Consider the following 15,522-nt stretch of genomic DNA (forward strand, 5'->3'; position numbering starts at 1 on the left):
TAATTGCTTGTAGTTCTCGCCGAAGCTGCCGCCGGTGGCTTACCCATCGCCGGAAGGATCCCGAAGTGGCGCGCCTGTTCACAACCCCGCGACCGACCTCGAATCACACTGCCGCACAGCTACTCCTGCGCGCTGCAATCGGCGGGACGATGATCGCCCACGGGGTCAAACACGCTCGCAGCCTGGCCGGAACCGCCGGATGGTTCGGTTCGATCGGGTTCAAGCAGCCCAAACTGCAGGCCCAGGCCTCGGCCGTCGTCGAGATCGGTTCGGGTGCCGCCGTCGTCGCGGGTGCGGGCACTCCCCTCGCCTCGGCCGCCATCGTCGGCACGATGGCGGTCGCCGCCCGCTCGGTGCACCAGCCCAACGGATTCTTCATCACGTCGGAGGGGTGGGAATACGTCGCCAACCTGTCGGTTGCGGCCATCGCCCTCGCCGCCATCGGTCCGGGACGTTTCAGTGTGGATCGTGCACTCGGCATCGACACCAAACTGACGTCGGGACAAGCGGCTGCGGTGGCGGCCGGAGTCGGGCTGACCGCGGCCGGGGCGCAACTCGCGCTCTTCCACCGGCCTCAGTAGACGACTCCATCCGAGGACGCCGCCGGACGCCCGTCGTCCGCGGCGGCTTCCCGGTACCGCGCGACCTGGCCCATCGCGGGGGCGCGATACATCGCCCACAGCAGCTTCGGGATCCCCTGGACCGGAAGCGGCCTCGGCCACGACCGGGTCCGGATGAGGGCCTCGGTGCCGCCGTCGACGGTGATGACCGCGCCCGCCATGAAGTCGGCCGCGGGCGACAGCATGAGCATCACCCACGCGGCGAGCTGCTCCGGCGTCCCGAACTCGCGCACCGGGACCGGGAAGGATCTCACGCTGTCGGCCTGCGGGCCGTCGAGCTGGGCTTGCAGCAGTGGGGTCATCACCGGTCCGGGTGCGATGACGTTGATCCGGATTCCCTCTCCCGCCCACTCGGGTGCGGTTCCGTGCAGTCGGCACCAGTGGGTCACCGCGATCTTCGACGACGCGTAGGCGACCGGCCCCGTGACACCCCGTCGGCGGCGGATCACGCGGGTGGCCCCCTCGGCGTCACCGTTGACCAGCCTGCGCACCGCACCACCCGGCACCAGCGGCGTGACCGTCGTCGAATTCGAGCCGAAGACAACGACTTTCGCGTTGTCCGCAGCGGCCAGTGCCGGGCGCCACGCAGTCAGCAGCTCCGTGACACCGAGGACGTTGACTTCGACGATCGTCCGCTCGCGCCCCTTGGCCGGGCCCATCCCAGCGGCCAGGACCGCACCGTCGAGCGTGCCGCCCGCCCTGGTCATGACCTCTGCCGCCGCCGTGTGGCGACCCTCCGGCGTCGACAGGTCGGCGACGACATCCGCGTCTTGCCGGTCGACCCCGATGACCGTGTGACCCTCGGCCCGCAGCGACCGCGCCACCGCCGCCCCCATGCCCGACGCCGATCCGGTCACCGCGTATGTCCCGCCCACGGTCACCCCAGCCCCTTCTTGTAGGGGTCGACGCTGTCGGTGGTGCCGTGCCGGTGCTGGGTGCGTTCGTAGGCGTCGTTGAAGGCCCGTAGTTCGTGCAGGAGAGCCTGCGGCGTGCCCGGATCGAGGTCGGCGAAGACCTGCTCGAGCCGTTGGGCGCGCAGCAGCCCGTCCCGCCGGAAGGCCTTGCTACCCTCCTCGGTGGGGCGGATCAGCTTCGACAGTGAGTTCTCGACCTCGAAGCGCTCGACGTAACCGTGTTTGATGGCCGCGTTGACCTGGCGGTTGACGGTCGACTGCTCGAGGCCGAGCTCGGCGGTGAGCTCTCTCAGAGTGCGTGGCCTGCCATCGGAGAGCACCCACAGGATGGCGAAGGCCGATCGTTCCAGTCCGGCGGCCGGATGGACGAGGCTGCGACGCCGTGACATCCGCAGCAACTCTTGCGCCAGATCACGATGCACCGCCGACTGCCACGGCGCATGATCCTCCGACATTCGTCCTCCATCCCTCGACGGACACAATCTACTGTCCGATTTGCATGTGTACGTTACATATGTATGCTGCATACCTCGAAGGAGGTCTCCCATGAGCCGAGTACGAGGTGCCACGCCGGGGCTCACCCGTGACGCCGCCGAAGCCGTCGACAAGGCCCCTGCCGGCGCCGTCGGCAGTGTGGTGGTGCTCTGTTTCGGCGGCCTCGTCGCGTCGCTGATGCAGACGCTCATCATCCCGATCCAGCCGGACCTGCCCCGGCTGCTCGGGACATCGATCGGCAACGCGTCGTGGATCATCACCGCCACCCTGCTCGCCGCGGCCGTCGCCATGCCGATCGCCGGGCGACTGGGCGACATGTTCGGCAAGCAGCGCGTGCTGTTCGTCAGCGCGGTCCTGCTCACGCTCGGGTCGTTGATCTGCGCACTCGGCGACACCCTGGTTCCGCTGATCATCGGCCGCGGCGTACAGGGCCTGGCGATGGGGTTCATCCCCGTCGGCATGAGCCTGATCCGCGAGATCACCCCACCCCGGATCACCTCGATGGCCGTGGCCGCCATGAGCGCGACCCTCGGCGTCGGCGGCGCGATCGGCCTGCCGCTGGCGGCCTGGATCGTGCAGACCTGGGACTGGCACGCCCTGTTCTACGTGGCGACCGGTCTGGGCGTGCTCATCAGCGTGGCGGTTCTCGTGCTGGTACCTCGCGTGAACGACGCGGTGGGCGGGCGCATCGACGTCCCGGGCGCCATCGGCCTGGCCGCTGGACTCTCGGCGTTCCTCATCGCGGTGTCGAAGGCCAACGACTGGGGCTGGACCTCGGGACGCACCCTCGGACTCGGACTGGGCGGCATCGCCGTGCTACTCGTGTGGGGTGTCTTCGAACTCCGCCAACGGGATCCGCTGGTCGATCTGCGGACCACCGCACGCCCCGCGGTCCTGCTGACGAACATCGCCGCCGCGGCCATCGGCTTCGGAATGATGGCGCAGTCCATCGTCCTGCCGATGCTCCTCCGCCTACCGGAGGCCACCGGATACGGTCTGGGACAGTCCCTCCTGGCCGCGGGCCTGTGGATGGCACCGGGCGGTCTGATGATGATGATCTTCGCACCCGTCTCGGGCATCCTCATCAACCGGATCGGCGCCAAGATCACGCTCGCCATCGGCGCCGCAATCCTGGGATGCGGTTACCTGCTCGCGTTCTTCCTCATGGACGCCGCCTGGAAACTGATGCTGGCTTCGATCGTGTGCGCGATCGGCGTGGGTGTCGGCTACGCGGCGATGCCGACCCTGATCATGGGGTCGGTGCCGGCGACCGAGGCCGGTGCGGCCGTGGGACTCAACGGCCTCATGCGTTCGCTCGGTACCACGATCGCATCGGCTGTCATGGCCCTGATCCTGGCCAGTGCCACCATCTCGCTCGGCGGCACCGAGGTACCGGACGAATCGACGTTCACGTGGTGTTTCCTGGTGGCGGCCGCCGCGGCGTTCGTCGGCATGGCCATCACACTCACCATCCCGGCGCGCCGTGGATCGTCGAATGTGCCCGAGGAGCAGCCGCTTCCGGCTCGGCACTGACGGGACCTCGAAGAGGCGCTCTCAGATCCCACTGCGCCGCAGCGTCACCCGGTAGGTGTAGTGCTCCGGCAGGAAGTGGCTGACCGCGAGTTCGACTGCCCGCCCGCGGGAATCGGTGTACAACCGGTCGACCCGCAAGACGGTGTGTCCCACCGGACAACCGAGCCGGTCCGCGGTCGTGGCGTCGGCGGTCGTGGCCGTGATCGATTGCGCGCATTCCTCGATCGGATCGACGAGGTGCGGTTCGAGCAGACCGATCATCGTGTGGTCGCTGATCGCGCCCTGCTCGACCTCGGGTGCGTCGATCACCAGACGTGCCACCGGCTCCGGCCACGACACCGTCGTCACGACGAACGGGACACCGTCGTGAAAGCGCTGGAAAACGATGCGGTACACCACGTCGGTGTCCAGCCGCAACCGGCCCGCGGCCTCGAGATCGACACGGCGCGCGGGCGATTCGAGCACCTGCATCTCGGTGTCGGTGGACAGGTTCATGAGGTCCTCGATCGAACCCAGTTGGCGCAGGTACTGGCCCGCGTTCTCGGTCGCGAACGTCCCGCGACCGGGTACGCGGTACACCGCCCCCTCGGTCACCAGCTCCAGGAAGGCCCGACGGACGGTCTGCCGGCTGAGCGCGTACTCCTGGGACAGTTCGGATTCGGTCGGCAGCCGCACGCCGCCGGCGTACTTGCCCGCGACGATCTGCGATCGCAGTTCGTTTGCCAGCGTCTTGTACGCCGGCTCGGACTGGCCCGCGTCACCCACTCATCCCACCGCCTCCGCTCCGATCGACTCACACGGCGTCGTCCGCCTCAGATCCCCCCGCGCGAGACCAGTTGCGCCGCGATCACATTGCGCTGGATCTCGTTGGTGCCTTCACCGACAATCATCAGCGGCGCGTCGCGGAAGTACCGCTCGACGTCGAACTCCGTCGAGTAACCGTAACCCCCATGGATACGGACGGCGTTCAGGGCGATCTCCATCGCCACCTCCGACGCATAGAGCTTCGCCATGCCCGCTTCCATGTCACAGCGCTCACCCCTGTCGAACTGCTCGGCCGCATGCCACGTCAGCTGACGAGCAGCGGTGAGTTTGGTTGCCATGTCGGCGAGATAATTGCCGATCGACTGATGCTTCCAGATCGGTTGCCCGAAGGACTCGCGCTGCTGCGCGTAGGCCAGTGAGTCCTCCAGCGCCGCCGTCGCGACACCGAGTGCGCGACATGCCACCTGGATACGACCGGTCTCCAGGCCTTTCATCATCTGACCGAAACCCTTGCCGGGGACGTCACCGAGGATCGCCGATTTCGGTGCGCGATACCCGTCGAAGGACAGCTCGCAGCTCTCGACACCCTTGTAGCCCAGCTTGGGCAGGTCGCGCGAGACGGTCAGTCCCGGACCGTGTTCCACCAGCACGATCGAGATGCCCTTGTGTCGCGGGGTCGCCGAGGGATCGGTCTTGCACATCAACGCGATGAGCCCCGAACGTCGGGCGTTGCTGATCCACGTCTTGGAGCCGCTGATGACCAGCTCGTCACCGTCTTCTTTGGCGACCGTCGACATCGCCTGCAGATCCGAGCCGCCGCCCGGCTCCGTGAGCGCCATGGTCGCCCGCATCTCACCGGTGGCCATCCGGGGCAGATAGGTCCGCTTCTGCTCCTCGGTACCGAACAACGTCAGCAGTTTCGCCACGACGGTGTGCCCTCCCATCGCGCCCGCCAGACTCATCCATCCCCGCGCGAGTTCCTGGGTGACGCGTGCGTAGCACGGCATCGACACCGGTGAGCCGCCGAACTCCTCGGGCACGGCGAGCCCGTAGATCCCGATCTGTTTCATCTGCTCGATCCACTTCTCGGGGTAGGTGTTGGCGTGCTCCACCTCCTGCACGGACGGCTTGACCTCCCGGTCGACGAACGACCGGACGGTCTCGACGAGGAAGGACTCTTCGGCGGAGAGGGTGCTCATGAGGGGGTTCACCTGCGATCTGCGTGGGGACTCAATTTGTACGGCCATTTTGTGGCCACTGCGGATCGCTGTCAAGCTTCACAACGGCCACTGAAGTCTGATAGAACCGTGAGGGCATGATTTGGCCGCACATTTGAATCCGACCCCCTGGAGCAACAGTGCAGAGACGACGAGCCGTTCTGGTGGCACCGGCCTCCGACGACCGCAAGGCCCGCAAGGCGCTGGCCTCGATCGCCGACGAGGTGGTCCTCGACCTCGAAGACGCGGTGACCCCGGAGAACAAGAACTCGGCTCGCGCGGCGGCCGCCGACCTGGTCGCCGAGTTCGGCGCCGATCGTGCGATCTCGTTGCGCATCAACGCCATCGACACACAGTGGGCTGCCGCCGACCTCGCCGCGTGCGCCCAGATGCCGAATCTGACCTCGGTGGTGCTGCCGAAGGCCGACTCGCCCGCGGATCTCCGGTCCGCCGACGAACAGCTCGGCCGAGCGCCGGTCCGACTGCAAGCGCTCCTCGAGTCACCTCGCGGCATCCGAGACGCGGGTGCGATCTGCGCGGCGACGAAGCGGCTCGACGCCGTCCTGATCGGTTACGCCGATCTCGCCGCCTCCCTGGGGCGCAGCCCCGGCCTGCCCATGCACACCTGGCACGTCGTCCAGGACTCGGTGCTGCTCGCCGCGCGCGCGGCCGGCGTGGACGTCATCGACGGACCGCACCTGACCATCGCCGATGACGAGGACTTCCGAGGTGCCAAACGCTGGGTCCGCGACCTCGGCTTCGACGGCACCTGGGTGATCCACCCGGCCCAGCTCGCCAGTGCCATCGAGATCTTCACACCCGACGACGCGGCCATCGAGGACGCGCGACGCGTGCTCGACGCGCTCGAGAAGGCGGCCGCCGCGGGAGCGGGCGCTGCCGAGCTCGACGGCCGGATGCTCGACGAGGCGCTGGCCGTCTCCGCGCGACGCGTTCTGGCAAAGAGCGGAATCGATGTCTGAGCCGATCACCGTGGGCGGCCCGCACTTCGACGACCTCGCACACGGGCAGATTTTCGACGACGCCCCGTCGCTCACGCTGACCGACGGCCTCGCCGCGTCACATCAGATGATCCTCGGCGATCGTCTGCGCCTCGCACTCGACGCGCAGTTGTCCACACGAGTGATCGGCGGCGGCACTCTCGCACATCCCGGGCTGGTCACCGACATCGCGATCGGTCAATCCACCTTGGCCACACATCATGTCAAGGCAAACCTCTTCTACCGCGGCCTGCGGTTCCTGAGCCACCCCCGGATCGGCGACACGCTGACGACCGTCACCGAGGTGGTCGGGTTGCGCGAGAACACGCCCAGACCCGGTCGTGCCCCCACCGGTCTGGCCGCGTTGCACATGGTGACGACCGATCAGCACGGCGCCACCGTTCTCGACTTCCACCGCTGCGCGATGCTGCCGTTGTCACCCGATGCCGACCCCGAGCGGACCGTGCACGCGGACGACCTGAGCACCATCGGACCGGGGACCGCCGCGCCGCCGTCCATCCCCGAGTGGGACCTCGAGACCTACCGGACGTCCGTGCGCGGACAGCACTTTTCACCTGAGCTGGCGGGCCGAGTCTTCACCTCCAGTGCCGACGTGGTGTCCAGCGCACCCGAACTCGCCCGGCTCTCACTGAACATCGCGGCCACACACCACGATGAGCGGGTGGCCGGTGCGGCCGCCGGTGGTCGTCTGGTCTACGGCGGGCACACCATCGGACTCGCTCTCTCCCAGGCCAATCGGGCGCTTCCGAATCTGGCTACCGTTCTGGGCTGGGACTCGTGCGACCACACCGGTCCGGTCCACGAGGGCGACACCCTCAGCTCCGAGATCACTGTCGCAGAAGCCACCCCGCTCGCCGCCGGCGGCGGGATCCTGCACCTGCACTCCAAGGTCGTCGCTCACGGTGACGAGGACCGCGACGTCCTCGACTGGCGTTACCGCGTCCTGATGGCCTGACACCCTGTCGCGCACAGCCGTCTCTCCCCGAGGAGTGTCTTCACATGAGCCCGATCCCCCGCCCGCTCGAAGGCCTCCGCATCGTGGAGGTGTCGAGCTTCGTCGCCTCACCGCTGTGCGGCCTGACCCTCGCCCAGCTGGGCGCAGAGGTGATCCGCGTCGACCCGGTCGGCGGCGCCGCCGACGTCCACCGGTGGCCGGTCACCGGCGAGGGCACCTCGATCTATTGGACCGGGCTCAATCGCGGCAAGAAGTCCGTCACCGTCGACTTCCGTGATCCCCAGGGCCAGAATGCCATCCAGGACCTCGTCACCGACAGCGGACCGGGCGGCGGAATCCTCGTCACCAATGCGGGCGGGCGGTCGTGGATGAGCCACGAGACGCTGTCCGCCCGACGCTCCGACGTCATCACACTGGAGCTGCTCGGCCGCACCGACGGCACTCCGGGCGTCGACTACACGGTCAACGCGGGGCTGGGATTCCCGGCGATCACCGGACCCACCGATTACGCCGGCGTCGTCAACCACGCATTGCCGGCATGGGACATCGCGTGCGGTCTCTATGCCGCATTGGCTATCACGGCCGCCGTCCGGCGCCGGGACCAGACCGGTGCCGGGGCACAGATCACCTTGCCGCTCGAGGACACCGCCCTCGCCATCGCCGGGACGCTCGGATACCTCACCGAGCCCCAGCTGGGTGGCGGCAGCCGACCGGCCACCGGGAACGACGTCTACGGCACGTACGGCACCGATTTCGTGGCCGCCGACGGTGGTCGGTTCATGCTCGTCGCCCTCACACCCCGTCACTTCCGCGGCCTCGTCGAGATGACCGGCACCGGTGACGCGGTCGCGGCCGTCGAACGGGCACTCGACGCGGACTTCGGCAGAGAGGACGACCGGTTCCTCCATCGCGGTGTGCTCACACCGCTGTTCGCCGCGTGGTTCGCGCGGCACACCACCGCCGAGGTCGAGGCCGAGCTGGCCAACTCGTCCGTCCTCTGGGAGCGGTACCGCACCTTCGGCGAGGTCGTCGAATCAGGTGTTCTGCACCGTAATCCGCTGTTCGCCGAGCTGGACCAGCCTGGGATCGGCACCTACCTGGCAGCGGGCCTGCCCGCAAGGTTCGACGGTGAGCACCTCTTCTCCGGGCCGGCCCCCGATCTGGGTTCGTCGACCGGGTTCTGACCCTTCGAGACGCTCGCAAGCTCGCTCCTCAGGGAGCAGAGCAACACCCGCCCGCCCCCCGCTCCTCAGAGAGCAGCCCATATCACCTGTGCGCCAAGTGGTCCGGTCGTGGTGGCGTCCCACCGTACGGTTCCTGCAGCGCGTTCGACTTCGCGTTGAAGACCACGAACAGGTTGCTGCGCGGGTAGGGCGTGATGTTCCCGCCGGACGCGTGCAGGCAATTGGAGTCGAAGTAGAGCGCGGACCCGGCCGGTCCGGTGATCGTGTCGATGCCGAGCTCGTCGGCGAGGCTCGCGACGTCCTCTTCCTCCGGCGTCCCGACGGGCGGCCGGTACGAGGTGAGCGATTCACGATGGTAGTCACCGGGTGTCGAGCCCACACAGCTGACGAACCGGCGGTGGGAACCGGGAATGATCATCAGTGGACCGTTGGTCGAGTAGTTCGGGGTCAGTGCCAGCGATACGCTCAGTGCGCGCGGCGCGGGCATGCCGTCCTCGGCGTGCCATGTCTCGAAGTCCGAGTGCCAGTAGAACGGTCCGCCGGCGAAACCCGGCTTCAAGTTGATCCGGCTCTGATGGATCGTCACGTCGTCGTCGAGGATCTGCCGGGCAACCCCGACAATGGCTTCTCGCGAACAGATCTCGGCGATGACGTCGCTGAGCCGATGCACCGCGAAGAGCGATCGGACGTCACCGTTGGACGATTCGCGGATCACCCGCTCGTCGTCGCCCAGTCGCTCGGTGATCGACTCCACCTCGCGGAGACAGGCAGCGATGTCGGCGTCGGCGAGAATGTTTGCCTCCGTGTGGTATCCACGGTCGGCGTAGCGTCGGAGCTCGGGCGCCGACAGGGGCCCGGGATTGCCCATGCTGCCCCACACCGTGTTGTGCGGGCGCGGCTCGATCTGACTCCGCCGGGCGAGCCGGGTGCGGTAGACGTCGACACTCGTGTTCGCGGAATGCCCGGCCTCTGGAGTTCGTGTTGCTGTGTGAGTTCCCACGATCTGTTCGATCCTTTCCCTCATCCGGCGGGCCGCTCTCGAAGCAGAATGTGCCTCGGCGGCAGGCAAGGTGATTGTGTTGTGCGATCGTCGGACGACTACGCGTCGCGATCTCGTACGGCGTCGGCGGCGCGATCGGTCTTCACGCATGCCGGGTTCGTCCGTATATCTGCACCCTGCCAGCAACAACGATGCCCCGCAACCATGCTGGTATGCGGGGCGGACACCGTCGTCGACTCAGCCGCGCCGGGCGTACTCCAGGATCACCTCGACGGCCCGGGCGGCACTCTGGCACGCACCCTCCATCGTCGTGGTCCAGTCGGTACGGGTCCAGTCTCCGGCGAGCGCGAGTCCGCCGACCTCGGTGCGCTGGTCTGGGCGCAGGCCCGCGGTTCCGGGTCGTTGTGCGAAAGTCGATTTCGGCATCCGGACCACGTGGCTGTGGACGACCTCGGCGTCGGCCGCCTGCGGAAAGTACCGACGCAACATGTCCATCTGGATCTCGGTGATCTCGGCGTTCGTCTTCGAGATCAGGTCATACGACGCCGACACCGTCGTCGAATAGAAGTGATTGTCGCGCGGTTCGCGCCCGTGCATGCGCTGGCGGTCCCACACCTGTTCCAGCACACCCTCACCGCCGTACAGGATCTCGCCCCAGTCGGCCATCCCGATCGAGCGGTCGAGATAGAGGTTCACACTCACGATGGGCACCGGGGTCAGGTTCTCGACGGCGCGGTAGATCCGGTCGTGTCCCGGGACCTGATCGAGGAGTCCCTTCACATTCCACACCGGCACCGCGCAGATGACGGCGTCGGCGGCGACCTTCTCGCCGCCGGCGAGGGTCACACCGGTCACGGTCCCGTCGGTCACGTCTATCGACGACACCACCGCGCGGTGGCGGACCTCCACACCGGCATCGGCGAAGCGCTTCTCGGCACCGTGGATGAACAAGGTGTCGAGGTCGACGGTGGGGTAACCGATGGAGATCGGCGTCCGCGTCTCCCGCGCCCGCCGGGCCCCCGTCACCAGCAGATCCGCCGGGACCTTGGCCGAGGAGATGTCCGGCTTGTCACCGGTCAGGCCGATGACGATGCCGTCCCACAGCGCATCCCGTGCCGACTGCGGCATCCCGATACGGCGGAACCACTCGTCGGCGGTGACGTCGTCGAGCCAGTCGGGCTGCCGAAAAGCCTGGCGTATCAGCGTGATCTGGGCACGCACGGTCCGCAACCGGTCGAGACCGGTCACTCCCGGCAGATCGCCGAGCGCCGCCCGGAGCCCGGACAGGCCCGCAAAGCCCGACCTGCGGGTCGCTCCGCCGGGCATCCGGACGGTCATGTGTCCCGGAAAGGCGACATGCTCGCGAGTGCCGACGCTGTCCAGGTAACGCATGAGGTGCTCGTATCCGCTGGCGAACACATGCTGGCCGTTGTCGGGGACATCGTCGACGACGTGCAGCGGCATCGAGATGGTGCGACCACCGAGAGAACCGCGTCGTTCGAGGACGGTGACGCGTTGACCTGCTTCGGCGAGCCACACCGCCGACGCAAGACCGGCGAGTCCCCCGCCCACGACCACGCAATGCATGCGCCACAAATTAGCGGTCAGTGCTGACCGGTACCGGGAATGCGCTGTTTCCCATCTCCTCCGACGACGGCCGGGCGCTCACCCGGTCATCTTGACGTCCTTGGCGGCGCCGAGGACGGACAGGGCCTGCGGCACCAGGACGAGGCCGAGGACCGCCATCGCCAGGGTCCACGAGCCGGTGACGTCATGGATCGCGCCGATGACGATCGGACCGGCCGCCGCCGCCAGATAGCCGACGGACTGCGCCATCCCGGACACCTGGCCCGTCTGCTCGGACCCCGAGCTGCGCAACACCATGAAGAGGAGGGCCAGGCTGATCGACGAGCCCGGCCCGACCATCACGCAGGCCGCCCAGAACCCCGGCCACACGTCGGTGCTCAGCAGACCCACGAAACCGACGGCGCAGACGGTGATCACCGACAGGGTCACGGCACGCTGATCGGCGAAGCGACCGGCGACGATCGGCGCGAGCAGCGACATGATCAGGGCGACCACCTGCGCCGACGCCAGCACGGCGCCCGCCCGCAGCGGCGACATCCCGGTCTCGACGAGGTACTGCGGCAACCAGGCCACGAACGTGTAGAAGATCAACGACTGCGTTCCCATGAACACCGTGATCGCCCACGCGATCGGGTTCTTCAGCAACGACGTCGCCTGCCCGGCCGAGGTCACCCGATGAACCATCGGCAGCTGCGGAATCCAGACGACCACGGCGACCAGGGCGAGGAGCGCCCACGTCGCGAGAGCGAGGCGCCAGTTCCCGCCCAGCGCGTCGTTGATGGGAACACTCACCCCGGACGCCACCGCGGCCCCGCCGGACAGCGTCATCGAGTAGAGGCCCGTCATCAGCCCGGAGCGATGGGCGAAGTCTCGCTTGATCAACGCCGGCAGCACGACGTTGCAGGTCCCGATGGCTGCTCCGATGACGGCCGAGCCGGCGAAGAGGGCCGCCGCGGACGGGATCAGGCGCACGAGGATGCCGACGATCAGCACGAGCAACGCGCCGAAGATGACCCGCTCGATGCCGAAGCGGTTGGCGAGGCGCGGCGCGACCGGCGCGGAGATCCCGAAGAAGAGCACCGGCAGCGCCGTGAGCAGACCGGCGACCGCACTGCTGAATCCGGCGTCGTCGGAGATCGTGCCGATGAGGGGCCCGACGGCCACGACGGCCGGACGCAGATTGGCGGCGACGAGCATCACCCCGACCGCGGTGACGATCACCCCGACGCCGGTCTTCTCGTGGGCGGACAGGGCCTGTCCGCTCACTCGGGCACCTCGGTGAAGTCGACGTAGGCGTACACGGCCGCGCGCGCCGCACCGGCGTCGCCGCGCTCGATGGCGTCGACGGCGTCGCGATGGCCACGCGGGTGCGTCTGTTCGGCCAGCGGACCTCGCACCACCGACGGGTGCGTTCGGGCGATCACCTCGGCGATTCCGTCATACATCTCGATGAGCAGCGCGTTGCGCGAGGCGACGACGATCTCGGCGTGAAAGGCGATGTCCGCCTCGGTGTATCGATCGAGGTCGCCGTCGGCCAGCGCAGCCTCGGTGCGCGCCAGCAGCATGCGCAGCCGTTCCACGTCGGCTGCGTCGGCCCGACCGGCCGCACCGGCCGCCGCCTCGCTCTCGAGCGCGCGACGCACTTCGAGCAGATCCCGGAGCTCCGACGGCGCAGAGCGTCGGGCGATGGCACCGGCGAGCGGGCTCCGACCACGCACATAGGTTCCGTCGCCGCGCCGCGGCTCCAGCATGCCGGCGTGTTCGAGCGCCCGGGCGGCCTCCCGAATCGTGTTCCGGCCCACGCCGAACTGCGCCACGAGTTCGGGCTCGGCAGGAATCCGCTCGCCGAGCGGCCACGTGCCGTCGGTGATCAGCTCCTGCATCCGTTGCACGACGAGCTCGCTGGTCCTGCGCGGTGGGGTGATCTGTCCGGCCACCGAAACAACCTAACATCCCATGTTTGACCCCGTCCGACTGTGGCGTCCTGGCCCCCTGCGACCGCGGCGTCAGCGGCCAGACGCGCGGGCACCGGGATCGGTGGCCCGACCGGAACTCTCAGCGGAACAGCAGTCGCAGACCGCCGGATCGCGGCCCTCGCCACCGATCGCGGGGACGCAGCACGCGTCGCCTCGCCACGCGTTGATCCCCTCCCGGACCGCTATCACCGAGATGACCAGCGCAGCAACCGGATCTGCCCACGACCAGCCGAGCAATCCGTTGAGGGCCAACCCGACCAGCAGCACCGCCGACAGATAGGTGCAGAGCAGCGTCTGCTTGGAGTCGGCGACAGCGCTCAGCGAGCCGAGCTCGCGGCCGGTTCGACGTTCGGCCCACGACAGCAGCGGCATGACGAGCAGACTCACCACGGCCAGCGCGATACCGATCGACGAGTGCCGCGCCTCGTCGCCGAGACCGACCAGCGAACGGACCGAGTCGACGCCGACGTATGCCGCCAGGGCGAAGAACGAGATCGCGATGATCCGCAGCGCCATTTTCTCCCGCCGCTCCGGGTCGGAACCGGCGAACTGCCACGCAACCGCAGCCGCGGAGGACACCTCGATGACGGAGTCCAGACCGAACCCGATCAGGGCACCCGAGGAGACACGCATCCCCTCGCCGATCGCGATCACGGCCTCGATCACGTTGTAGGCGATGGTCGCCGCGACGAACCAGCGAATACGGCGCTGCAACAACGTCCGTCGCGCGGCGCCCGGGCCGGGCCGCCGCACCGACAGGGAGCCCGGTTCGGCGGCCATCAGCAGCAGCCTTCCTCGCCTGATGCGGGACAGCATGCCGGATCGACCGCCAGGACCAACCCGAGAAGATCATCCAATGCATGCCCGATCTTGCTGTCCGCCAGCTCGTATCGGGTTCGACGACCCTCCGGCACTGCGACGACGAGGCCACATCCGCGCAAGCAGGCCAGGTGATTGGACAACACCTGACGCGAGACCCCGATGGTGTCCGCGAGTTCGGACGGGAAGGCCCCACCCGAGCGCAGCCGGAGCAGCACCTGGGTACGCGTGGAGTCCGACAACGCGTACCCGAACCTCGTCAATGCGTCACGCTGAGCCACCGCCGCCGATTCCATGGGACATGACAGTACAGAATTTCCTGTATTCAGGAAACCCTGTACCGCAGTCGCGATCTCGGCGGCGTCTGCCCAACCCACGGCAGATGCCCACGGTTGATCAGAAATGGTTGGTTACCCTAACCTAACGACCATGCAACCGAAGCGGTATCTCGCCGTCCCGTTCATGCTCATCGCCGTAATCGTGTTCGCCCTGGGATGTTCGTCCGGGGACGACGGGAACTCCGGCACGGACTCCGCGGAGGCCACGGCGACGACCACCGTCGACCACCAGTACGGATCGACAGTGATCGACGGCGTCCCGAAGCGGGTGGTCACCCTCACCGGTGCGACCGCCTGGACCGACTCGTTGATCAAGCTCGACGTCCCGATCACCGCCGAGTTCGTCTCCGCCGGATACTCGGGTCCGGACAACCGGTTCGCATGGACCCCGCCGCACGAGTCCACCGTCATCCCGGTCGATGTCGGCGCCTCGCCGGGCGTCGCCGAGGTCGCGAAATTCGAGCCGGATCTGATCCTCGCGGGATACCTGCCCGATCGAGCGGCGTACGACGTCCTCGCGAAGGTGGCGCCGACAATCCCGGTGATGAGCACCGAGACCGTCAACGACACCTGGCAGCAGGTGTTGAGCACCGCGGGCAAGATCTTCGACAAGGAGGACCAGGCGTCGCAGGCGCAGACGGAGGTCGAGGAGAAGATCGACGCGATCAAGAAGAAATACCCTGCGGCACAGGACAAGACGGCAACCTTCGGTCAGCTGACACCCGAGCGGCAGTTCGGTGTGGTCACCTCCGACAACGATCCCTCCGCCAAGCTGCTCGCGGAGGTCGGCCTGCGGTTGGACCCCGCCGTCACCGGGCTGTCGGACAACGGTCAGCGCGTCGTCGTATCGAGTGAACGAGTGGATCTGCTCGGCTCTGATCTGCTGATCTTCTGGCCGCTGGTCGGCGGACCCGAGGTCTTCGGGACCATCCCGGGATGGGACTCGTTGCCCGCGGTCCGATCCGGCGCGACGGTGTTCCTGACCAACGACACCGCCTCGGCATTCGGGACGCCGACGGTCTACTCGGTTCCGTGGGCTGTCGACGCCCTCGAGCCCGCATTGGCCAAGATCGCCGCGTGAGCGTCGCTCTGCAGACGGG

The 15,522-nt window shown here is 67.9% G+C and carries 16 protein-coding genes; 6 read left to right on the top strand and 10 right to left on the bottom strand.

All coding sequences use genetic code 11. The features are described 5' to 3' along the window. Positions 1-65 precede the first annotated feature (65 nt). Positions 66-581, top strand: a complete 516-nt coding sequence (locus tag AC3B5T_RS03125) for a DoxX family protein (RefSeq protein ID WP_010842731.1) — start codon at positions 66-68, stop codon at positions 579-581. On the opposite strand, the gene AC3B5T_RS03130 is transcribed toward AC3B5T_RS03125, so the two are convergent. After that, positions 575-1,501 (bottom strand): SDR family oxidoreductase, encoded by a 927-nt coding sequence (locus AC3B5T_RS03130; RefSeq protein ID WP_055474480.1) that lies wholly within the window; start codon positions 1,499-1,501, stop codon positions 575-577. The two genes, AC3B5T_RS03125 and AC3B5T_RS03130, sit on opposite strands and share 7 nt — an antisense overlap. Then, the gene (locus tag AC3B5T_RS03135) at positions 1,498-1,989 is read right to left on the bottom strand and encodes a MarR family winged helix-turn-helix transcriptional regulator (RefSeq protein ID WP_010842729.1); all 492 of its coding nucleotides are present in this window, start codon (positions 1,987-1,989) and stop codon (positions 1,498-1,500) included. Before AC3B5T_RS03135 ends, AC3B5T_RS03130 begins: the two co-directional genes overlap by 4 nt. Positions 1,990-2,080: 91 nt before the next feature. Between AC3B5T_RS03135 and AC3B5T_RS03140 the strand changes: the two genes are divergently transcribed. Further along, a complete protein-coding gene (locus AC3B5T_RS03140; RefSeq protein WP_010842728.1) occupies positions 2,081-3,562 on the top strand; it encodes an MFS transporter in 1,482 nt (493 codons plus the stop codon). A 21-nt stretch (positions 3,563-3,583) separates the two neighbouring features. On the opposite strand, the gene AC3B5T_RS03145 is transcribed toward AC3B5T_RS03140, so the two are convergent. After that, positions 3,584-4,327 (bottom strand): GntR family transcriptional regulator, encoded by a 744-nt coding sequence (locus AC3B5T_RS03145; protein ID WP_010842727.1) that lies wholly within the window; start codon positions 4,325-4,327, stop codon positions 3,584-3,586. Between the two features lie 47 nt (positions 4,328-4,374). Continuing rightward, entirely contained in the window at positions 4,375-5,526 is a 1,152-nt protein-coding gene (locus AC3B5T_RS03150) for an acyl-CoA dehydrogenase family protein (protein ID WP_055474481.1), read from the bottom strand. Positions 5,527-5,708: 182 nt separating this feature from the next. On the opposite strand from AC3B5T_RS03150, the gene AC3B5T_RS03155 reads away from it, so the two are divergent. Genes AC3B5T_RS03155 through AC3B5T_RS03165 form a run of 3 tightly spaced genes read left to right on the top strand, consistent with a single transcriptional unit; the run spans position 5,709 to position 8,702 of the window. Beyond that, positions 5,709-6,524: an HpcH/HpaI aldolase/citrate lyase family protein gene (locus tag AC3B5T_RS03155; protein ID WP_055474482.1), complete on the top strand. Its 816-nt coding sequence runs from the start codon at positions 5,709-5,711 to the stop codon at positions 6,522-6,524. After that, the gene (locus tag AC3B5T_RS03160; RefSeq protein WP_055474483.1) at positions 6,517-7,518 is read left to right on the top strand and encodes a MaoC family dehydratase; all 1,002 of its coding nucleotides are present in this window, start codon (positions 6,517-6,519) and stop codon (positions 7,516-7,518) included. Before AC3B5T_RS03155 ends, AC3B5T_RS03160 begins: the two co-directional genes overlap by 8 nt. Before the next feature lie 44 nt (positions 7,519-7,562). Next, a complete protein-coding gene (locus AC3B5T_RS03165; protein ID WP_055474484.1) occupies positions 7,563-8,702 on the top strand; it encodes a CoA transferase in 1,140 nt (379 codons plus the stop codon). Positions 8,703-8,784: 82 nt separating this feature from the next. Here AC3B5T_RS03165 and thpD read toward each other — a convergent pair whose 3' ends face one another. The 6 genes from thpD to AC3B5T_RS03195 all read right to left on the bottom strand — a co-directional run bounded on the left by thpD (position 8,785) and on the right by AC3B5T_RS03195 (position 14,380). Beyond that, the gene (thpD, locus tag AC3B5T_RS03170) at positions 8,785-9,702 is read right to left on the bottom strand and encodes an ectoine hydroxylase (protein ID WP_055474485.1); all 918 of its coding nucleotides are present in this window, start codon (positions 9,700-9,702) and stop codon (positions 8,785-8,787) included. 237 nt (positions 9,703-9,939) lie between these two features. Next, complete coding sequence (gene hpnE, locus AC3B5T_RS03175) at positions 9,940-11,289, bottom strand: hydroxysqualene dehydroxylase HpnE (protein WP_055474486.1); 1,350 nt, start codon at positions 11,287-11,289, stop codon at positions 9,940-9,942. Positions 11,290-11,367: 78 nt separating this feature from the next. Continuing rightward, a complete protein-coding gene (locus tag AC3B5T_RS03180; protein WP_010842720.1) occupies positions 11,368-12,555 on the bottom strand; it encodes a CynX/NimT family MFS transporter in 1,188 nt (395 codons plus the stop codon). Then, positions 12,552-13,226 (bottom strand): FadR/GntR family transcriptional regulator, encoded by a 675-nt coding sequence (locus tag AC3B5T_RS03185; protein ID WP_084817175.1) that lies wholly within the window; start codon positions 13,224-13,226, stop codon positions 12,552-12,554. The genes AC3B5T_RS03180 and AC3B5T_RS03185 overlap by 4 nt, the downstream gene beginning before the upstream one ends. Before the next feature lie 69 nt (positions 13,227-13,295). Continuing rightward, complete coding sequence (locus AC3B5T_RS03190; RefSeq protein ID WP_055474487.1) at positions 13,296-14,045, bottom strand: cation efflux transmembrane domain-containing protein; 750 nt, start codon at positions 14,043-14,045, stop codon at positions 13,296-13,298. Beyond that, a complete protein-coding gene (locus AC3B5T_RS03195) occupies positions 14,045-14,380 on the bottom strand; it encodes an ArsR/SmtB family transcription factor (protein ID WP_014928166.1) in 336 nt (111 codons plus the stop codon). The genes AC3B5T_RS03190 and AC3B5T_RS03195 overlap by 1 nt, the downstream gene beginning before the upstream one ends. Before the next feature lie 133 nt (positions 14,381-14,513). Between AC3B5T_RS03195 and AC3B5T_RS03200 the strand changes: the two genes are divergently transcribed. After that, positions 14,514-15,503, top strand: a complete 990-nt coding sequence (locus tag AC3B5T_RS03200; RefSeq protein WP_055474488.1) for an ABC transporter substrate-binding protein — start codon at positions 14,514-14,516, stop codon at positions 15,501-15,503. The last annotated feature ends 19 nt before the right edge of the window (positions 15,504-15,522 follow it).

This window comes from Gordonia sp. G4, assembly GCF_057770005.1.